16 protein-coding genes are annotated in these 19415 nt (G+C 70.2%); 7 read left to right on the plus strand and 9 right to left on the minus strand.

Going from position 1 to position 19415, the window contains the following annotated elements:
* Position 1 precedes the first annotated feature (1 nt).
* Both AB0D85_RS29010 and AB0D85_RS29015 read right to left on the minus strand, forming a co-directional pair.
* Complete coding sequence (locus tag AB0D85_RS29010) at positions 2 to 1852, minus strand: thioredoxin-like domain-containing protein (RefSeq protein ID WP_362326336.1); 1851 nt, start codon at positions 1850 to 1852, stop codon at positions 2 to 4.
* 81 nt (positions 1853 to 1933) lie between these two features.
* On the minus strand, positions 1934 to 2779 hold the full coding sequence (locus AB0D85_RS29015; RefSeq protein WP_362326339.1) for a calcium-binding protein: 846 nt from the start codon (positions 2777 to 2779) through the stop codon (positions 1934 to 1936).
* 243 nt (positions 2780 to 3022) lie between these two features.
* Here AB0D85_RS29015 and AB0D85_RS29020 point away from each other — a divergent pair, with 243 nt between their 5' ends.
* A complete protein-coding gene (locus tag AB0D85_RS29020; protein WP_362326342.1) occupies positions 3023 to 3517 on the plus strand; it encodes an LURP-one-related family protein in 495 nt (164 codons plus the stop codon).
* A 31-nt stretch (positions 3518 to 3548) separates the two neighbouring features.
* Here AB0D85_RS29020 and AB0D85_RS29025 read toward each other — a convergent pair whose 3' ends face one another.
* The gene (locus tag AB0D85_RS29025; RefSeq protein WP_362326346.1) at positions 3549 to 4343 is read right to left on the minus strand and encodes a carbon-nitrogen family hydrolase; all 795 of its coding nucleotides are present in this window, start codon (positions 4341 to 4343) and stop codon (positions 3549 to 3551) included.
* Between the two features lie 182 nt (positions 4344 to 4525).
* Between AB0D85_RS29025 and AB0D85_RS29030 the strand changes: the two genes are divergently transcribed.
* Complete coding sequence (locus AB0D85_RS29030; protein WP_362326349.1) at positions 4526 to 5350, plus strand: maleylpyruvate isomerase family mycothiol-dependent enzyme; 825 nt, start codon at positions 4526 to 4528, stop codon at positions 5348 to 5350.
* Positions 5351 to 5408: 58 nt separating this feature from the next.
* A complete protein-coding gene (locus AB0D85_RS29035; RefSeq protein WP_362326352.1) occupies positions 5409 to 6176 on the plus strand; it encodes a class I SAM-dependent methyltransferase in 768 nt (255 codons plus the stop codon).
* Between the two features lie 175 nt (positions 6177 to 6351).
* Here the strand turns inward: AB0D85_RS29035 and AB0D85_RS29040 are convergent, their stop codons facing one another.
* Together AB0D85_RS29040 and AB0D85_RS29045 are read right to left on the minus strand one after the other, a co-directional pair.
* Positions 6352 to 7653 carry an MFS transporter gene (locus tag AB0D85_RS29040; RefSeq protein ID WP_362326355.1) on the minus strand — a complete coding sequence of 434 codons (1302 nt, stop codon included), beginning with the start codon at positions 7651 to 7653 and terminating at the stop codon, positions 6352 to 6354.
* Positions 7650 to 8300 carry a GntR family transcriptional regulator gene (locus AB0D85_RS29045; RefSeq protein WP_362326358.1) on the minus strand — a complete coding sequence of 217 codons (651 nt, stop codon included), beginning with the start codon at positions 8298 to 8300 and terminating at the stop codon, positions 7650 to 7652. The genes AB0D85_RS29040 and AB0D85_RS29045 overlap by 4 nt, the downstream gene beginning before the upstream one ends.
* A gap of 192 nt (positions 8301 to 8492) precedes the next feature.
* Here AB0D85_RS29045 and AB0D85_RS29050 point away from each other — a divergent pair, with 192 nt between their 5' ends.
* Positions 8493 to 9395, plus strand: a complete 903-nt coding sequence (locus AB0D85_RS29050; RefSeq protein ID WP_362326361.1) for a D-alanyl-D-alanine carboxypeptidase — start codon at positions 8493 to 8495, stop codon at positions 9393 to 9395.
* Positions 9396 to 9575: 180 nt separating this feature from the next.
* Entirely contained in the window at positions 9576 to 10511 is a 936-nt protein-coding gene (locus AB0D85_RS29055; protein ID WP_362326364.1) for a Bro-N domain-containing protein, read from the plus strand.
* Between the two features lie 72 nt (positions 10512 to 10583).
* Here AB0D85_RS29055 and AB0D85_RS29060 read toward each other — a convergent pair whose 3' ends face one another.
* Genes AB0D85_RS29060 through pdhA form a run of 3 tightly spaced genes read right to left on the minus strand, consistent with a single transcriptional unit; the run spans position 10584 to position 14213 of the window.
* Positions 10584 to 11999 (minus strand): dihydrolipoamide acetyltransferase family protein, encoded by a 1416-nt coding sequence (locus AB0D85_RS29060; protein WP_362326367.1) that lies wholly within the window; start codon positions 11997 to 11999, stop codon positions 10584 to 10586.
* A 10-nt stretch (positions 12000 to 12009) separates the two neighbouring features.
* Entirely contained in the window at positions 12010 to 12987 is a 978-nt protein-coding gene (locus AB0D85_RS29065) for an alpha-ketoacid dehydrogenase subunit beta (RefSeq protein ID WP_362326370.1), read from the minus strand.
* A 2-nt stretch (positions 12988 to 12989) separates the two neighbouring features.
* Positions 12990 to 14213 (minus strand): pyruvate dehydrogenase (acetyl-transferring) E1 component subunit alpha, encoded by a 1224-nt coding sequence (gene pdhA / locus AB0D85_RS29070; RefSeq protein ID WP_362326373.1) that lies wholly within the window; start codon positions 14211 to 14213, stop codon positions 12990 to 12992.
* 511 nt (positions 14214 to 14724) lie between these two features.
* Between pdhA and AB0D85_RS29075 the strand changes: the two genes are divergently transcribed.
* Positions 14725 to 15741 carry a phosphotransferase gene (locus tag AB0D85_RS29075; RefSeq protein ID WP_362326376.1) on the plus strand — a complete coding sequence of 339 codons (1017 nt, stop codon included), beginning with the start codon at positions 14725 to 14727 and terminating at the stop codon, positions 15739 to 15741.
* A 33-nt stretch (positions 15742 to 15774) separates the two neighbouring features.
* Here the strand turns inward: AB0D85_RS29075 and AB0D85_RS29080 are convergent, their stop codons facing one another.
* On the minus strand, positions 15775 to 17361 hold the full coding sequence (locus AB0D85_RS29080; RefSeq protein ID WP_362326379.1) for a protein kinase: 1587 nt from the start codon (positions 17359 to 17361) through the stop codon (positions 15775 to 15777).
* A 318-nt stretch (positions 17362 to 17679) separates the two neighbouring features.
* Between AB0D85_RS29080 and AB0D85_RS29085 the strand changes: the two genes are divergently transcribed.
* A complete protein-coding gene (locus AB0D85_RS29085) occupies positions 17680 to 19338 on the plus strand; it encodes a protein kinase (RefSeq protein ID WP_362326382.1) in 1659 nt (552 codons plus the stop codon).
* The last annotated feature ends 77 nt before the right edge of the window (positions 19339 to 19415 follow it).

Consider the following 19415-nt stretch of genomic DNA (forward strand, 5'->3'; position numbering starts at 1 on the left):
CTCAGGCGTCCTGATCCATTCCGGCCAGGACCAGCGGAAGCCGGTCCGCCCCATCCGCTGTCAGGCGAACCGGAACTCCCCAGTCCTGCTGGTGCACATGGCAGGCCGGGTACTCTCCCCCAGTCTTCGACCGGGAGGTGCCCCCATCCGGGTCGTCGTCGCAGCTCGCGGCCATCGCCGAGACGTGCAGGACGCCTTCGGTCACCGCCGGGTTCAGGTCCAGCTCCCTCGTCAGGTCCGTGTCCGCGCCCTCGCCCTTGAGCAGCAGCTCCGGCGGGGTCGAGGACACCAGCAGACGGGTCGACGGGCCGTACCGCGTGTCCAGTTTCTGACCCGCCGGGGCCTGGAAGATCACGTCCAGGCGGAGGCGGCCGGGGGCCACCTCGGTCGCCGCCCGCCGGGTGCGGTGGGCCACCGACTCCACCCGGACCGCCTCCTCCGGCAGCCGCAGCCGGGTCAGGCGGTGGCGGGCCGACTCGACCACCACGATGTCCTCGCCGACCAGCACCGCATCGCTCGGCTCTCTCAGGTCCGTGGCCAGTGTGGTGACTTCGCCGGTCGCCGGGTCGTAGCGGCGCAGCACGTGGTTGTAGGTGTCGGACACCGCGACCGAGCCGTCGGGGAGCGCGGTGACGCCCAGCGGATGCTGCAGCAGGGCCTGTTCGGCCGCGCCGTCCCGGTGGCCGAAGTCGAAGAGGCCGGTGCCCACGGCGGTGTGGACGTGTCCCTCCAGGTCGACCCAGCGCAGGGCGCTCGTCTCCGAGTCGGCGAGCCAGAGGCGTTCGGGCGTGGCCGCGAGACCGGAGGGCTGCGCGAACCAGGCCTCGGCCGCCGGGCCGTCGACCAGCCCCTCGTTGGTGGTACCGGCGGCGACCGCGACCGTCTCGTGCTCCGGGTCGTACGCCCACAGCTGATGCACGCCCGCCATCGCGATCCACACCTTGCCGCCGAAGACGGCCACGTCCCAGGGGGAGGACAGGTCGATCTCACGGGCCGGGCCGGAGGTCGGGGAGCCCTGCCACCACTGGCGGCCGGTGCCGGCGAGGGTGGTGACCTCGCCGGTGGCCAGGTCCAGGTGCCGTAGCGCGTGGTTGACGGTGTCGGCGACGACCACCGAGCCGTCGTCCAGCAACGCGAGCCCCTGCGGCTCGCTGAAGGAGGCGTCGGTCGCCGTACCGTCCGTGAAGCCGCGCGCACCGGAGCCGATCCGCCGTACGACCGTCTCCGCGTCCTCCGCCAGCTCCACCAGCTGGTGCCGGGTGGTGTCGCTGACCAGGAAGGTCCCGGAGGGGAGCAGCAGGGCCTTGCCGGGGAAGCGCAGGGCGGTCGGCTCGGGCTCCGGCGGCACGTACGGACCGTCGCCGCGGCGCAGGGTGCCCTTCGCCTCGTGCTCCGCCTCCAGCTCCTCGACCAGCCGCGCGATCGCGTGCGCGTGCCCCTCCCCGGCGTGCTGGGCGACGACATACCCCTCGGGGTCGATCACGACCAGCGTCGGCCAGGCCCGCACCGCGTACTGCTTCCAGGTGGCGAGCTCCGGGTCGTCGAGCACCGGGTGCTCCACGCCGTACCGCTCCACGGCGTCGACGACCGCCTGGTGCTCCGCCTCGTGCACGAACTTCGGCGAGTGCACCCCGATGATCACCACGGTGTCCCGGTGCCGCTCCTCCAGCTCCCGCAACTCGTCCAGGACGTGCAGGCAGTTGATGCAGCAGAAGGTCCAGAAATCGAGGACCACGATGCGTCCTCGCAGGTCCGCGAGGGTGTACTGCTTGTCGCCCGTGTTCAGCCAGCCGCCCTTGCCGATCAGCTCGGGGGCACGGACTCGGGCACGGCGGGGCGCGGAGTGGGTCATGGCCTCAAGGGTGCCACCTGACTCCGACAGCCGTTCGGGCGCCTGTGGACAAGTGCACAGGCGCCTGTGGACAAGCGGTTGTCAGCTCTGGCGGACCACATCCGTGCCGGGGCCGCCGGACAGGGTGTCGTTGCCGGCACCGCCGTACAGCTTGTCGTTGCCGCTGTTGCCATACAGTTTGTCGTTGCCGCTGTTGCCGTACAGCACGTCGTTGCCCGAGCCGCCGTACAGGATGTCGGCGCCGGTGCCGCCGGTGATCGTGTCCTTGCCGGCGTCGCCGGACAGGTACTGGGTCCCGTTGCCGCCGTGCAGCGTGTCGTCGCCGTTGCCGCCCTGGACGATGTTGTCGCCGCCGCCGGCGTTGATCGTGTCGTTGCCGTCGCCGCCCCAGGCCAGGCCCTCCGCGCCGACGGTGATCGTGTCGTTGCCCGCGTCGCCCGATACGTAGGCGCCGTCGAGGCGGCCGGAGTCGGTGGCCTTGTCGTTGCCCGCGCCGAGCGAGATCTCGGCGTAAAAGTAGACCTGGTCGGTGGCGTTCTTGTAGGTGAGGGTGTCGTTCCCGTCGCCGAGGTTCGCGATCAGGGCGGCGTAGGGGTCCTCGCTGTCCACGAAGGTGACCGCGCAGGAGACCTTGGTCCGGTCCGAGCTGACAGGGTAGCTGCAGTCGTGGCCCGCACTGATCGGGACGACGTCGTCGATCACATAGATGATGCCCGTTTTATCCTTGGCGAGCGACGCGGTGATGGCGGCCTTGTTGGTCTGACCTGCGGCCGCGTTGTAGGTGAGCTGCCAGTCGTACTGGTTGACCGCGGCGGTGGCGGAGGACGTGGCCGCGGCGGCGGTGCCGGCCAGGGCGAGCGGTGCGGCCAGGGCCGCACCGAGGGCAAGGGCGGCGACGGCGGCACCGACAGGGGGTATACGGGTCATGCGGTTGGCCTCCGGGAGAAACACGAGGATCGCTGCTGACGACTTCCGCACGCTTCGACTCGGAGACCCCGCCACCGGTTGTCGGCTTTCACGCGAATTGCGCGAAGTTCACCTGCGAGACATCCTTTCGGCCGATGGAATCCGGAGTCCGGCCATGTCTCGGCATGGGCCCGGCCGCGCATGGGAGGGGTTTCGGGCCGGCGGGACCGTGATGTCCGGCGCCCGACGGGGAACCGTACCGGCATGAGACTCCTCGTACACGACCGGCTGCTCGGTATCGGTGACGACTACTGGATCGAGGACGAGCACGGCCGCAAGGTCTTCCTCGTCGACGGCAAGGCCCTGCGGCTGCGCGACACCTTTCAGCTGAAGGACGCCCACGGGCGCGTGCTGATCGACATCCATCAGAAGATGTTCGCGCTGCGCGACACCATGGTGATCGAGCGGGACGGCGAGGGCCTGGCGACCATCAGGCGCAAGCGGCTCTCCCTGCTGCGCCATCACTACCGGGTGCGTCTGGCCGACGGCACCGAACTGGACGTCAGCGGCAAGATCCTCGACCACGAGTTCGCCATCGAGTACGACGGCGAACTCCTCGCGGTGATCTCCCGCCGCCGGCTGACCCTCCGGGACACCTACGGTGTCGACATCGTGCGCGACGACGCGGACCCGGCTCTGCTCGTCGCGGTCGCGGTGTGCGTGATCCATCTGGCACAGAGGGAGCGGGAGGAGGACTGACCGCTCAGCGGTCGGCACCCCGGTGCCGGTCTCAGCGGCGCGGGAGCTCCAGGCCGAGCAGGCGGTCCTTGAGGGCGGGGAACTGTTCGCGGGTGACGGCGACCTTGGCCGGGTCGAAGTCGACGGTGAGGATCTCCTCGCCGGCGCCCGCCTCGGCCAGCACCTCGCCCCAGGGATCCACCACGATCGAGTGACCCGCCTGCGGAACTCCGGCGTGCGTCCCGGCCGTTCCACACGCGAGCACGAACGCCTGGTTCTCGACCGCCCGCGCCTGGGCCAGCAGCGTCCAGTGCGCGCGTCGCCGCTCGGGCCAGCCCGCCGAGAGCACCAGTGTCTCGGCCCCGGCGTCGACGAGTCCGCGGAAGAGTTCGGGGAAGCGGAGGTCGTAGCAGGTGGCCACGCCCAGCGTGGTTCCGGGGAGCCGGACGGTCACGAGTTCGTGCCCGGCGCCCATCAGCACCGCCTCACCCTTGTCGAAGCCGAAGCGGTGGATCTTGCGGTAGGCCGCGGCCAGCTCACCGGAGGGGGAGAAGATGAGAGCCGTGTTGTAGAGGGGACCTTCGGGGTCCCGCTCGGGGATCGAGCCGGCGTGCAGCCAGACGCCCGCGTCACTCGCCGCCTTCGCCATCGCCTCGTACGTCGGGCCCTCGAGCGGCTCGGCCTCCGTGGCGAACTCCTCGTAGGCGAACGCACCGGTGGTCCACAGCTCGGGCAGTACGACGAGATCGGCACCGGCCTGCTCGCGCACCAATCCGGTCACACGCCGCCGACGAGATTCGATCGATTCGCCCTGGTTTACATCGATTTGAAGGAGCGAGGCGCGCACACTACCACCGTCCTGGCATTCGACCCGTTCACACGGGCCTACGATCGTCACACGAAAGCACTGCCGGGGTGCCTCACAGCAGCGTAACTTAGCGTCTCAAGACACCCGCCGACAGCAGCCACCTCCCGCTGGCAGCGCCGCCACAACCTGCCCGAGTACCGACCGCCGAGGGGTCCCGTTCCGTGAGTCTGCATCCCACCCTCCAGCCCTACGCCGACGCCTGGACCCACTCGATCGATGCGATATCCGAGCTGGTGACGCCCCTTGTGGAAGGCGAGTGGAACCGGCGCACCCCGTGCCCGGGCTGGTCGGTGCGGGATGTGGTCTCCCATGTGATCGGCCTTGACTGCGAGATGCTCGGCGACCCGCGTCCCATCCACACCCTGCCGCGCGACCTCTTCCACATCACCAACGAGCACCAGCGCTACATGGAGATGCAGGTCGACGCCCGCCGTCACCACACCGCGCCCGAGATGACCTCCGAGCTGGAGTACACGATCATCCGCCGCAACCGCCAGCTCCGTAACGAGTCGCGGGAGCCGGGGCACGTCGTACGCGGGCCGATGGGCAAGGAGATCACGCTCGAGCAGGCCATGCGCAACCGCGCGTTCGACGTGTGGGTGCACGAGCAGGACCTGCGGGCGGCGCTCGGGCGGCCCGGCAACCTCGACTCGCCGGGCGCGCAGGTCGCCCGGGACGTGCTGCTCGGCGAGCTGCCCCGGGTGGTCGCCGACGACTCCAACGCGCCGCGCAGTTCGGCCGTCATCTTCGATGTGCACGGGCCGGTCGAGTTCCTGCGCACCATCCGTATCGACATCCAGGGCCGCGGCACCCTGGAGGCCACCCCCGCCCTCGGCCCCGCCGCCATCTTCACCCTCGACTGGGAGACCTACGTCCGCCTGGCCTGCGGCCGCACGACCCCGGACGCGGTCGCGGACCGGGTGAAGGCGGAGGGCGACCCGGAACTGACGGCGTCGATCCTGCGGAACTTCGCGGTCACGCAGTAACGGCGGGCGCCGCTAATTCGGTGTCCCCCGGCGGCCGCGGAGATCTACCGTGCCCGCCATGACAGCTGACACCGTGCCGTACGACGCCGGTCTCCCGCCCCGTCTCACCCGCCTCACCTTCCACGGCCCGCTCTCCGAGGCCCGCGCGACGGGGATGGTACGGCGCCTCGCCGCGACCCGTCCGGCAAGCGTGCTCGACATCGGCTGCGGCTGGGGCGAGCTGATGCTCCGGCTGCTGGACGCCGTACCGGGGGCGAGCGGGGTCGGAGTGGACCTGAACGCGGACGATCTGGCACGGGGGCGAGGCGCCGCCAAGGCGCGGGGACTGGCCGGCCGGGTGGAGTTCGCGCAGGAGTCGGCGGTGGGCACCGGGCGCGGCCCGGCCGACGTGGTGCTGTGCCTCGGCGCCAGTCAGGCGCTGGGCGACGATCCTTGGACGGCCCTGCGGGAGCTGCGGCGGCTGGTGGCCGACGGCGGGCGGGTCCTGCTGGGGGAGGGCTTCTGGCAGCGCACCCCGACGGAGGCCGAGCTCTCCCGGATGTGGCCGGGCGCCTCGGTCACCGACCATCACGACCTGGCGGCCCTGACCGACCTCGCGGTGTCCGCCGGCTTCCGCCCGGAGTGGACCGAGACGGCGAGCCCGGACGAGTGGGAGGAGTTCGAGTCGGCGTACCAGGCGGACACGGAGGTATGGCTGGCGGCCCACCCCGACCACCCCCTGGCACCGGAAACCCGCGAACGCCTCGACACCCACCGCGCGGCCTGGCTGACATACCGAGGCGTACTGGGCCTGGCCTACCTGACCCTCGTACCGACGAAACGGTGACTGCCCCACTCGCACCAGCGACTGCCTGATCGCCGCACCGCCGACTGCCCGATCGCCGCCCGGCGGCCGACCAATCGCGCCGCACGCGCGGAAAGCCGCCGACGGCGATCACCCCCACAGGTCGCCCAGCCTCTCTGCCGACTGGAAACGGGCGGTGCGCGGCTGGGAGAACGAACTACGCAGGCACGTGCACCGTCTCCACCCGGCTCGCCACCAACCGCTCCCGCTCCCGCCGAGCCGCCCGCCCCCGCAACCGCAGAATCTGGCTCACCCCCAGCGCCTGCAGCACGAACACGCACGAGAACGCCACCGAGTAGTTGTCATCGGTCGCGTCCAGCAGCACACCGACCACGAACAACGTCGTCATCGAGGCCACGAAACCACCCATGTTGGTGATCCCGGACGCCGTCCCCTGCCGCTCGGGCGGGTTCGCGGGCCGCGCGAAGTCGAAGCCGAGCATCGAGGCCGGCCCACAGGCCCCCAGCACCGCGCACAGCACCACCAGCAGCCACATCGGCGCGTGTTCGCCCGGGTAGACCAGCGTCACCGCCCACACCACGGCGGTCGCCCCGACCGTGCCCAGCGCCAGCGGCAGCCGGGCCGTGTGGTGCCGGGCGACGATCTGGCCGTAGACCAGTCCGATCACCATGTTGGAGAGGACGACCAGGGTCAGCAGTTCACCGGCCGTGGCGCGGGACAGCCCCTGCGCCTGGACAAGGAACGGCAGCCCCCACAGCAGCAGGAACACCATCGCCGGGAACTGGGTGGTGAAGTGCACCCACAGACCCAGCCGCGTCCCCGGCTCCCGCCAGGACGCGGCGATCTGCTTCCGCACGTACGCCGCTCCCTGGTGCGGGAAGGGCTCGGGCTCGTACCCCTCGGGGTGGTCCTTCAGGAACAGGAACACGAGGACCAGTACGACCGCACCGGCCAGCGCGCTGCCCGCGAACGCCGGGGTCCAGCCGATGCCGTGCAGCAGCCGGGCCAGGACCAGCGTGGAGACGAGGTTGCCCGCCATGCCGACCAGACCGGCGAGTTGTGCGATGAGCGGTCCGCGCCGCACCGGGAACCAGCGGGTGCCGAGCCGCAGCACGCTGATGAACGTCATCGCGTCCCCGCAGCCGAGCAGCGCGCGCGAGGCGAGCGCGGTGCCGTACGAGGGGGAGAAGGCGAAGCCCACTTGTCCGGCGGTGAACAGCACCGCGCCGATGCTCAGCACCCTCTTCGTGCCGAGCCGGTCGACCAGCAGGCCGACGGGTATCTGCATGCCCGCGTAGACGAGCAGTTGGAGGATGGAGAAGGTGGAGAGGGCGGAGGCGCCCACATGGAAGCGTTCCGCCGCGTCGAGTCCGGCGACGCCCAGGGACGTACGGAAGATGACGGCGACGAAGTAGACCGAGACGCCTATGCACCAGACCGCGACGGCCCGGCGGCCGCCCGGAGGATCACCGGGCAGGCCCGTGGCGGCGCGGTTCATCGGACCTCACCCCGCGCCAGGTGCGAGAACCAGTCGACGTGCCGGTGCACCAGCTCGACCGCGCGGTCGGCGTCCCCGGCGCGCAGCGCGTCCAGGATCTCCTCGTGCTCGGTCAGCGACTTGGCGATGCGGTCGGGGTGCGCGTGCATGATCGCGACGCCCATGCGGAGCTGTCGGTCGCGCAGTTGGTCGTAGAGGCGGGAGAGGATCCCGTTGCCGCCGTCGCGGACGATCTCGGCGTGGAAGCAGCGGTCCGTGACGGCCGCGGCGGCCAGGTCGCCGGCGGCGGCCTCGGCCTTCTGCCGGTCGAGGAGTTCCTGGAGCCGGGCCACGAGCGCCGCCGACGCGGGTACGGCCTTGCGGACCGCGTGCTCCTCGACCAGCATCCGGGTCTCCACCACGTCCGCGATCTCCTGCGCGGAGACGGGCAGCACCATCGCGCCCTTCTTCGGGTAGAGCTTGATCAGGCCCTCGACCTCGAGGCGCAGCAGCGCCTCGCGCACGGGGGTGCGGGAGACCCCCACGGCCTCGGCCAGCTCGCCCTCGGTGAGGAGCGTGCCGCCCTCGTAATGACGGTCCAGGACGCCTTGTTTGACATGGGAGTAGACACGGTCGGCGGCGGGGGGCTGCTTGACGGCCAGGCTCATGCCCACAGCATAGATACAACACGTACACAAGCGACTTGGGCGTCCACCATGCGGACGTGACGTAGATCGCACCCAGCAACCGCACAACCATCTGTGCTACTTACGTGTCACACACGTGCGGCCCCACCCGCTTTGGCACCCCCAACTCGGCCGCATCACAGGGGCATTACGACTCGACTCGGGGTATTTCAGTTGATTACCGGCATTAAGGGCACCCGCCGCCTCCGCAAGGCCGTCGCCGTCGCCGTCACGTCCGGCGCAATGCTCGCGACCGGGGCCCTCACCGCGGCTCCCGCACAGGCCGTCACCGCGCCCTCGATCGTGGCCAAGGGTGGCTACGTCATGAACAACGCGAACGCCAAGACGCTGTACACGAAGAAGGCGGACACCGAGCTGTCCACCGGCTCCACCACGAAGATCATGACCGCCAAGGTCGTGCTCGCGCAGTCCAACCTGAACCTTGACAAGAAGGTCACGATCCAGAAGGCGTACAGCGACTACATCGTCGCCAACAACGCCTCCCAGGCCCACCTGATCGTCGGCGACAAGGTCACCGTCCGCCAGCTGCTCTACGGGCTGATGCTGCCCTCCGGCTGCGACGCCGCCTACGCGCTCGCGGACACGTACGGCTCGGGCACCACCCGCGCCAAGCGGGTCGCCAACTTCGTCGCCAAGATGAACACCGCCGCGAAGAGCCTGGGTCTGACGCACACCCACTTCGACTCCTTCGACGGCATCGGCAACGGCAACAACTACTCGACGCCGCGCGACCTGACGAAAATCGCCAGCAGCGCGATGAAGAACGCCACGTTCCGCACGGTCGTCAAGACCAAGAGCTACACGGCGAAGACGATCACCAAGACCGGTTCCACCCGCACCATGGCGGCCTGGACCAACACCAACACGCTGCTCTCCAGCTACAGCGGTGCGATCGGCATCAAGACCGGCTCCGGCCCCGAGGCCAAGTACTGCCTGGTCTTCGCCGCGACCCGCAACGGCAAGACGGTCATCGGCACCGTCCTCGCCTCCTCCTCGATCACCCAGCGCGCGTCGGACGCCACGAAGCTCCTGAACTACGGCTTCTCGACGATCTGAGCCACCCCGCACCAAGCCGACAAAGGCCCGCCGCACGGTTGTCCGCGGCGGGCCTTTGCCATACCCGAACAACCCCACGCAGCAGAACGCGAGTTCTTCCCTCGCATTCATGAACATCGAGGTATTTGACTGGCATATTCGATTTTCTCCGCCCTAGGTTCCGCAGCGGAGGTGGTTCCCATGAACGAACCCAACAAGCAAGCGAAACCCGCCGGCCGCCACGAGGCCATCGACGTCAGCGACTTCGTGTACGCGGCGACCGGGAGTCGGGTACGACGACTCACGATGCCGGACGGAACGCACTGGTTCCCGGCGGTGGATGTGTGCAAGGAACTCGGGTACGCCAACGCCCGGAAGGCTCTCGCCGACCATGTCCCGACGGAGCACCGAGAGATTCTCGAGAGCGTAACTGGAGGTTACGCTCTCAGCATTCCCGCAGGTCGGGAGTGGCGCCGAGACATGAATCTCATCGATCTCCAGGGTCTCATCATCCTCGTCAACGGCTGTACGAAACCGGCCTGCGCCCCCTTCAAACAGTGGGCGGCCGAAGTCATCGAGACCGTGCAGCGAGAGGGTTCCTACACTCTCGAAGAGGCCGAGGTACAGCCGCTCGAACCGGGTGCGCCGATCGCCTACGCCATGCCGGAGCAGGTCGCCGAGGCCATCGTCAGGCTTGAGGCGCACAACCTCCAGCTGGACGAGCAACTGGCGAACGGGCAACGCGAGATGATCGAGTTGCAGAAGGCCACCCTCGCCGTGCAACAAGCGATGGTCCGCGCGATGGAACGGATCGCCGACCGGCTCGACGCCCTCGTCCTCGAACGTCGTACGCCCTACGGCCCGCCCGTGGCACCTGCGACCACCGAATCCGTGCTCGCAGACTGGCGACGACGGTTGTCCGTGACGGAGGACGTCTGGCTGGTGGCCGTCGTCATCGCCCCCGTCCTCGTCGACCGAGGTGAGCTGCGCGAGCCGCTCGAATCGATCGCCGCCCGCACCGGTCTGACGGTGCACCGCGTCAACGAGTGCCTCCGGCTGCTGCGCAAGCACGCCTGTATTCGCTCGCAGGGCGGGACGGAGGACGGGGCGCCGGTCTACGTGCTCAACCAGCCCTGAGGGAGGTGAAGGAAAGAAAGTGGGCGGTCGCAAAACCAAGTTGCGGCCGCCCACTCCCTAACTTAGCTGCCCTCAGCCCCAGGTGATCAACCGCTTCGGCTGTTCCAGAACCGCCGCGATGTCCGCCAGTACCTTCGAGCCCAGCTCGCCGTCCACCAGGCGGTGGTCGAAGGACAGGGCCAGCGTGGTCACCTGACGCGGCTTCACCTTGCCCTTGTGGACCCAGGGCTGGAGCTTGATCGCTCCTACCGCGAGGATCGCCGCCTCACCCGGGTTGAGGATCGGCGTGCCCGTGTCGATGCCGAAGACACCGACGTTGGTGATGGTCACCGTGCCGCCCTGCATGGCGGCGGGGGACGTCTTGCCCTCCCTCGCCGTCGACACCAGCTCGCCGAGGGACTCCGCCAGCTGCGGCAGGGTCTTCTCGTGGGCGTCCTTGATGTTCGGGACGATCAGGCCGCGCGGGGTGGCCGCGGCGATGCCCAGGTTGACGTAGTGCTTGAGCACGATCTCCTGGTTGGCCTCGTCCCAGGACGCGTTGATGTCCGGGTTGCGCCTGATGGCGACCAGCAGGGCCTTGGCGATGAGGAGCAGGGGGTTCACCCGGAGGCCCTGCAGGTCCTTGTCCTGCTTCAGCTCCTCCACCAGCTTCATCGTGCGGGTCACGTCCACCGTCACGAACTCGGTGACGTGGGGTGCGGTGAACGCCGAGCCGACCATCGCCGCCGCCGTCGCCTTGCGGACGCCCTTGATGGGCATGCGCGTCTCGCGGACGGCGTCGTACGAGGCGGCAGGGGCCGCGGGAGCCGAAGGGGCCACCGGTACGGCCGCGGGTACGGCCGCCGGCACCGGTTCCGGCAGCGCCACCGCCGCGTGCACGTCCTCGCGCGTGATGATGCCGTCCGGGCCCGACGGGGTCACCGTGGTGAGGTCGACGCCCAGGTCCTTCGCCAGCTTGCGCACCGGCGGCTTGGCCAGCGGACGAAGGCGTTCCACAGCCGGGGCGGGAGCGGGTACGGGGGCATGGCCGTTCAGCTCGGTCTGGATCGACGCCTGGACGACCGCCTCGGCGACCGTCACCTCCGGGCCCTTGCGCGGGCGGCGCTTGGTGGAGGAGGCGGCCACGCCGTAGCCGACGAGGACCGGCTGGCGGCCCTCCGGCTTCTTCTCCGGCGCCGGCTCCGGAGCGGACGCGAGCGCGGGCTCCTCCCCCGGAGCCGCCGCCCCGCCCGTCACGTCCACCGCGATGATCGCCGTGCCCACGTCCACCGTGGTGCCCTCGGCGAAGCGGAGTTCGCGGACGACGCCGTCGTAGGGGATGGGGAGCTCGACGGCCGCCTTCGCCGTCTCTACCTCGCACACCACCTGGCCGTCGGTGACCGTGTCGCCGGGCTGGACGTACCACTTGAGGATCTCGGCCTCGGTGAGTCCCTCGCCGACGTCGGGCATCTTGAACTCGCGTACGGACGCTTCCGTCATCGTCGTCACGACCCTCTCCTCAGTACGCCAGGGCACGGTCGACGGTGTCGAGCACCCGGTCCAGGCCCGGAAGGTACTCCTCCTCCAGACGGGCCGGCGGGTAGGGCGCGTGGTAGCCGCCCACCCGGAGCACCGGGGCCTCCAGGTGGTAGAAGCAGCGCTCGGTGATGCGGGCGGCGATCTCCGCGCCCGAGCCGAGGAACACCGGCGCCTCGTGGACCACGACCAGGCGGCGGGTCTTCTCTACCGACGCCTGGACGGAGTCGAAGTCGAGCGGGCTGACCGAGCGCAGGTCCAGGACCTCCAGGGACTTGCCCTCCTCGGCGGCCGCGTCGGCGGCCTCCAGGCAGAGCTTCACCATCGGGCCGTAGGCGACCAGGGTGAGGTCGGTGCCCTCGCGGACCACGCGTGCCTTGTGCAGCGGGCCGGGAATGGACTCGGTGTTGACCTCGCCCTTGTCCCAGTAGCGGCGCTTGGGCTCGAAGAAGATCACCGGGTCGTCGCTCTGGATGGCCTGCTGCATCATCCAGTACGCGTCGGAGGCGTTGGAGGGGGTGACGACCTTCAGGCCGGCCACGTGCGCGAAGAGCGTCTCCGGGGACTCGGAGTGGTGCTCGACCGCGCCGATGCCGCCGCCGTAGGGGATGCGGACGACGACCGGCATCTTGACCTTGCCGAGCGAGCGGGCGTGCATCTTCGCGAGCTGGGTGACGATCTGGTCGTACGCCGGGAAGACGAAGCCGTCGAACTGGATCTCCACCACCGGGCGGTAGCCGCGCAGGGCGAGGCCGATCGCGGTGCCGACGATGCCGGACTCGGCGAGCGGGGTGTCGATGACGCGGCTCTCGCCGAAGTCCTTCTGGAGGCCGTCGGTGACACGGAAGACACCGCCGAGCTTGCCGACGTCCTCGCCCATGATCAGGACCTTGGGGTCCGCCTCCAGGGCGCGGCGCAGCGACTCGTTGATCGCCTTGGCCAGAGCCATCTTCTCCGCCATGATCAGGCCCCCTCTACGTCCGCGAACGTCGCCTGGTAGGCGGCGAACTGGGCTCGCTCCTCGTCGACGAGCGCGTGCCCGTCCGCGTACACGTTCTCGAAGATGGCGAAGTCGTCCGGGTCCGGCATGGCCCGGACCGCTTCGCGCACTCGCCTGCCCAACGCCTCGGACTCGGCCTCTAGTTCCGCGAAGAATCCGTCGTCCGTGTGGTTTGAGGCCTCCAGGTACCGGCGGAGGCGCAGGATCGGGTCCTTCGCCTCCCAGGCCTCGCGCTCCTCGTCGGCCCGGTACTTGGTCGGGTCGTCGGAGGTGGTGTGGGCGCCCATCCGGTAGGTGTACGCCTCGACGAGCGTCGGGCCCTCGCCGCTGCGGGCGCGCTCCAGCGCCCACTTGGTGACCGCGAGGCAGGCCAGCACGTCGTTGCCGTCGACGCGGACGCCGGGGAAGCCGTAGCCCTGGGCGCGCTGGTAGAGCGGGACGCGGGTCTGCTTCTCGGTCGGCTCGGAGATCGCCCACTGGTTGTTCTGGCAGAAGAACACCACGGGGGCGTTGTAGACCGCGGAGAACGTGAACGATTCGGCGACGTCGCCCTGGCTGGAGGCGCCGTCGCCGAAGTAGGCGACGACCGCCGAGTCGGCGCCGTCCTTGGCGACGCCCATCGCGTAGCCGGTGGCGTGCAGCGTCTGGGAGCCGATGACGATCGTGTAGAGGTGGAAGTTGTTGCTGTTGGGGTCCCAGCCGCCGTGGTTGACGCCGCGGAACATGCCCAGCAGGTTGGTCGGGTCGACCCCGCGGCACCAGGCGACGCCGTGCTCGCGGTAGGTCGGGAAGACGTAGTCGTCCTCGCGGGTGGCGCGCCCGGAGCCGATCTGGGCGGCCTCCTGGCCGAGCAGGGACGCCCACAGGCCCAGTTCGCCCTGCCGCTGCAGGGCGGTGGCCTCGGCGTCGAAGCGGCGGGTGAGCACCATGTCGCGGTACAGGCCGCGCAGCTCGTCGGGGGTGATCCCGGCGACGTACTGGTCGTACTCGGCGTTCTTGACCCGCTTGCCCTCGGGGGTCAGCAGCTGTACGAGTTCGGGATCGGTGCTCTGCTTCGTAGTGGTGCGAGTGGTGGTGCGGGTGGTGGTGCGAGTGGTGCGCTTGGTGCCGGTCTTGCTGCCGGTGGTACCGGCCTTGCCTGCGGCGCTGCGTCGCGGCTTGCCCGCGGCACTGCTGTCCACGCTCACGTGTGCTCCTCCGTCGGTCCGGCCCCCGGGGTTGCCGGGTGAACCAGTGCGGCTCACCTGTTTCCGACACCCGTGGCACGGGGTGTGTGCCACTCGGCCGGGAACAGGCGTGACAGGTGCCCCGGCGAGCGCCCTGCAACATGCACGTTACCCAGTGCCCCACATTTCTGTGAAACCCCTTCTGACCTGCGTTTTTGCTTGGAAATCCAAGTACTTTTTGCTTGGGTTTCCTAGTAAGTCGACGCGGGTCCGAAGGTTGCTGGTCAGAGCCTTGCAGGAGGCCGGAGCAACGGCACGTTATCCCGCCGGACCAGGCCACGGGAAGACTTCACCACTGGGCGCGTGCGGGCCGCTGACACGTACAGAGCCACATCTTTCGTACCCGCGTTCGCCGCGGTCCACCCGATGACCGAAAGTGACCATCGGCGACTGCCTGCGACAACCCGCAGCTCACAGGCACGGAGCGTGCCCTAGCATCTGGCGCGTGCCGCGCCCATGTTTACCACCCCTTGTGCCTCACACGCCCCCTCTGGGCGCCCTGCTCCGGCTGTACGCCGCCGGTTCCGCGCTCGCCTGCGAGCCCGTCGAACAGGGTCTGCTCAACCGCGGCTACCGCCTCTGCACGACCCGCGGCCGCTACTTCCTCAAGCACCACTTCGATCCGGACACCGCCGACCCCGCCGCCATCGAGCGCCGTCATCGGGCCACCGAGCGCCTGGCCGCCCTCGGCGTCCCGGTCGCCCCGCCGCTGGCCCAGCGCGACGGCCGTACGGTCGCCGTCGTCGGCGGCCACGCCTATGCGCTGCACCCCTGGATCGACGGCCGGCACCGGCACGGCGGACAGCTCACGCGCGGGGAGTGCGCGCGGCTCGGCGCGCTCCTGGGCGCCGTGCACGCCTGCCTGGAGCGCGTGATGCCACCCAAGGGGCGCACCCGCCCGGCCACGAGCCCCCATCCCGTCGAAAGCGCCGATCCCTCCGACACCTTCGCCCTCATCGACGCCCTGCTCGGGCACGTGCGTCGCCACCGCCCCGCCGACGCCTTCGACGAACTCGCCCGCCACCGGCTGCTGGAGCGCCGCGCGCTCCTGGAGCAGCACGCCCGGCGGCGCCCCCCGCGCGGTGGCTCGGTGGGCTGGGTGCACGGCGACTTCCACCCGTTCAACCTGCTCTACAAGGACGACGCGCCCGCCGCGATCGTGGACTGGGACCGGCTCGGTGTGCAGCCCCGCGCGGAGGAGGCCGTACGCGCCGCCGCGATCTTCTTCGTCCGCCCGGCGGGGGCGCTCGACCTGCGGAAGGTGCGGGCGTACGCGCGCGCGTACCGGCGCGCGGCCGGGGCCACGCCCTCGGAGCTCGCGGCCGCCGTGCACCGCGTGTGGTGGGAGCGGCTCAACGACTTCTGGATGCTGCGCTGGCACTACGAGCGCGGCGACACCCGCGCGGACCCCCAGTTCCCGGCCGCCTCGGCGCTCGCCGTGTGGTGGACCAGGGAGTACGACGCGGTGTGCGACGCGTTCACGGCCTGAGGACCGGGCCTACGGCGTCAGCGTGGGTGTCCTTCAACCGCCGCCGACACCGGTGCCGGCGATCGTGCCGGCGTTGTCCCCGCCGGCGCTGTCGCCCGTACCCGTCGTGTCCGAGGGCTGCGTGTCCGGGGAGCTCGGGGTGTCGGTCGGCTCCGAGGAGGTCGCCGGGTCGCTCGGCTGGTTGCTCGGCTCGCTGCTCTGCGTCTGCGAGTGGGTGTACGACGGGGTCGACGACGCCGTGTAACCGTTGTTGTTGCTGCTGTCCGAGCCGCTGGTGTCGGTCCCGGTGTCCGTGGCCGTGTCGGTCGCCTCGTCGGAGGGACTCGCGCTGGGCGTCGTGTCCTTGGTGGTCTGCGAGACGGTCGGCGACTCGCTCGACCCCGTGCCGCCGCTGTTGCCACCGCCGCCGTTCAGCGCCAGCGCGACGCCCGCCGCGATGGCGATCACCGCGAGGACGGCGAGGATCCACAGCTTGCCGCGGCCGCTGCCCTGGTTGCCGTGCCCCTCGAAGCCGCCGTCGTCGCCGTTGCCGTAGCCCTGGGGCAGGATCGGCTGCGGGATCTGCGTGGTCCCGGCGGGGTTCATCGGGTTCGCCATCACGGTCGTCCCGGCGAAACCGCCCGACGGGGTGTGGCGGCCGTCGTGCACGGTGACCGGGCCGGTGTTCCAGGTGCCGGTGTGGCTGCCCTGGTCGTACAGCATCTGCAGGCCGTACTGGACCAGGCCGCGCATCTCCTCGGCGGTCTGGAAGCGGTCGTCGGGCTCCTTGGCGAGCGAGCGCATGACCAGGCCGTCCAGCTCCGGCGGAGCCGCGCCCTCGGAACTCTGGGACGGCGGCACCGGGATGTCCTGGACGTGCTGGTAGACCACCGAGAGCGGGGTCTCGCCGATGAACGGGGGCCGCAGCGCGAGGAGTTCGTACAGCAGGCAGCCGGTGGCGTAGAGGTCGGAGCGGTGGTCGACGGCCTTGCCGAGGGCCTGCTCCGGGGAGAGGTACTGGGGCGTGCCCATGACCATGCCGGTCTGCGTCATCGTCGTGGACGCGCCGTGCAGGGCGCGGGCGATGCCGAAGTCCATCACCTTGACGGAACCGGTCTGGGTGATGATGACGTTGGCCGGCTTGATGTCGCGGTGCACGATGCCGTGCTGGTGCGAGTAGGCGAGCGCGTCCAGCACTCCGGAGACGATCGTCAGGGCCTGCTCGGGGCCCGGCGCCTCGGCGTTGATCAGCAGGTCACGGATGGTGTGGCCCTCGACCAGCTCCATCACGATGTACGGCACCGACTGACCGCCGACGACGTCCTCGCCGGAGTCGTACACCGCCACGATCGCGTGGTGGTTGAGCCCGGCGACCGACTGTGCCTCGCGCGTGAAGCGGGCCTTGGAGACCGGGTCCTCGGCGAGGTCGGCGCGCAGCAGCTTGACGGCCACGGTCCGGCCCAGCCGGATGTCCTCGGCCGCGAACACCTCGGCCATGCCGCCCCGGCCGAGCCGGTGGGTCAGCCGGTAGCGGCCGTCGCCGACCAGACCTCCGTTGCCCCAGAGCTCCGGCGCGTCCGACATACCGCCGCCAGTCGCCTCGGGGTCGGACGGGCCCTGGGCGCTGTGCGTCTGTGCCATCGGTCCTCGCCGTCGTTTCTGCCCGCGGTGCGCGCGGTGTTGTCACGGTCTCCGTCGGCCACGCTACAGCCTCCGCGCAACCCCCAGGTCCGGGTTCCGGCCCGTGGACGGACCGGCCATGAAACCCGTACCACGCGCTCTCGTGCAAATTCTGTGTACCGGACGTACAGCCGCTGTAACGCTTCCGCGGCTCTTCCTTCGCGTACGGTCACGGAACGGGCACCGTGCTTGACGTGTCAGTGCCCTCGGGCAGACTTGGCCGGGAATGGGACATTCGATCAACAAGGGTGCCTGAGTACCCAACGGGGGACGGGGAAAATGAGCCAGGACGGCGCACACGGCCGTTATGCGGGGCGGGCTCTGGCCGGTGGCCGCTACCAGCTGCGCGACCTGCTCGGCGAGGGCGGAATGGCCTCCGTGCACCTGGCGTACGACACGGTCCTGGACCGTCAGGTCGCGATCAAGACCCTGCACACCGAACTCGGCCGGGAACAGGCCTTCCGCGAGCGCTTCCGCCGCGAGGCCCAGGCAGTGGCCAAGCTCACGCACACCAATATCGTCTCCGTCTTCGACACCGGCGAGGACACGCTGCCCGTCAGCGGCTCCGCCGAGGGGTCCGGCTCCACGATGCCGTACATCGTCATGGAGTACGTCGAGGGCCGCCCGCTCGGCTCGGTGCTGGAGGAGGACGTACGGCAGTACGGCGCGATGCCCGCCGACAAGGCGCTGAAGATCACCGCCGATGTGCTGGCCGCGCTGGAGATCAGCCACGAGATGGGCCTGGTCCACCGCGACATCAAGCCCGGCAACGTGATGATGACCAAGCGCGGGGTCGTCAAGGTGATGGACTTCGGCATCGCCCGTGCCATGCAGTCCGGGGTCACCTCGATGACCCAGACCGGCATGGTCGTCGGCACCCCGCAGTACCTCTCCCCCGAGCAGGCGCTGGGCCGCGGCGTGGACGCCCGCTCCGACCTCTACTCGGTCGGCATCATGCTGTTCCAGCTGGTCAGCGGGCGGCTGCCGTTCGACGCGGACTCGCCGCTGGCGATCGCCTACGCGCATGTCCAGGAACAGCCGGTCGCCCCCTCCTCGATCAACCGTTCCCTTCCCCCGGCGGTGGACGCACTGGTCGCCCGCGCCCTGAAGAAGAACCCGAACGAGCGCTTCCCGACCGCCGAGTCCATGCGCGACGAGTGCCTGCGGGTGGCCGCCTCCCTGCAGCCGGCCGCGCCCAGCATCGTCCCGGGCGTCCCGCAGACGCAGAGCGGCTCCGGAGTGGGCTCCGCGGTGTTCCCGCCGGTCGGCCAGGCGGCCCCGGCGCCTCCCGGCCCGGTCCAGACGCCCTACCAGCCGGTGGCGAACCCGTACGGCACCCCGGCCCCGGCCACCGCTCCGACGTACGGCTATCCGCAGCAGGCGGGCTACCAGACTCCGCCCGGCTACGCCTACGCCCAGCAGGCACCGACCCCGCCGCCGTACGACATCACGCCCTCAGCGCCTTCCGCCGGTGCCGGCGGAAAGGGCAGCCGGCCGGTCGTCATCGGCTCGATCGCGGTGTCACTGGTCGCGGTGATCGGCCTGATCGTCGCAATGGCGCTGAACAACAGCGGTGGCGACAACACCACCGGTGGCAGCGGCAGCAGCACCGCGAGCACCTCGGCCTCGCACGCGTCGGGCTACCGCGGGCCGGACACCTCGAAAACCATCGAGAAGACCGAGTGCACCGAGCCGCAGGAGTCGTACGACGACCCGAGCAAGATCCAGGTCCCGAACTTCAAGTTCAAGTACGTCAAGTCGGTCAAGCAGTGCTTCCAGGCCGCCGGGTGGACCCTGAAGATCACCCCCGTGGACGAGAACACGTACGGCGACGGCACGGTCATGGACCAGTTCCCGTCCTCCGGCACGGACGTCGACCCGAAGGACGTACCGACCATCGAGCTCAAGGTGTCGACGGGCAACCCGGCGACCGGCTGAGGCGCGGCAGACATGAGTGAGGGCCCGGCGGTCGTACGCCGGGCCCTTCGCCGTATCGGGGAGCTCCGTATCGGGGA

The sequence above is a fragment of the Streptomyces sp. NPDC048277 genome, assembly GCF_040652235.1.
In the GTDB taxonomy this organism is placed as follows: Bacteria; Actinomycetota; Actinomycetes; order Streptomycetales; family Streptomycetaceae; genus Streptomyces.

Bases quoted from the DNA above. Each gene is read 5' to 3' on its own strand.
- AB0D85_RS29035 (WP_362326352.1), top strand. From the start codon at position 5,409: ATGACAGCTGACACCGTGCCGTACGACGCCGGTCTCCCGCCCCGTCTC.
- AB0D85_RS29085 (WP_362326382.1), top strand. From the start codon at position 17,680: ATGAGCCAGGACGGCGCACACGGCCGTTATGCGGGGCGGGCTCTGGCC.
- AB0D85_RS29040 (WP_362326355.1), bottom strand. From the start codon at position 7,653: ATGAACCGCGCCGCCACGGGCCTGCCCGGTGATCCTCCGGGCGGCCGC.
- AB0D85_RS29055 (WP_362326364.1), top strand. From the start codon at position 9,576: ATGAACGAACCCAACAAGCAAGCGAAACCCGCCGGCCGCCACGAGGCC.
- AB0D85_RS29010 (WP_362326336.1), bottom strand. From the start codon at position 1,852: ATGACCCACTCCGCGCCCCGCCGTGCCCGAGTCCGTGCCCCCGAGCTG.
- AB0D85_RS29045 (WP_362326358.1), bottom strand. From the start codon at position 8,300: ATGAGCCTGGCCGTCAAGCAGCCCCCCGCCGCCGACCGTGTCTACTCC.
- AB0D85_RS29015 (WP_362326339.1), bottom strand. From the start codon at position 2,779: ATGACCCGTATACCCCCTGTCGGTGCCGCCGTCGCCGCCCTTGCCCTC.
- AB0D85_RS29080 (WP_362326379.1), bottom strand. From the start codon at position 17,361: ATGGCACAGACGCACAGCGCCCAGGGCCCGTCCGACCCCGAGGCGACT.
- AB0D85_RS29020 (WP_362326342.1), top strand. From the start codon at position 3,023: ATGAGACTCCTCGTACACGACCGGCTGCTCGGTATCGGTGACGACTAC.
- AB0D85_RS29065 (WP_362326370.1), bottom strand. From the start codon at position 12,987: ATGGCGGAGAAGATGGCTCTGGCCAAGGCGATCAACGAGTCGCTGCGC.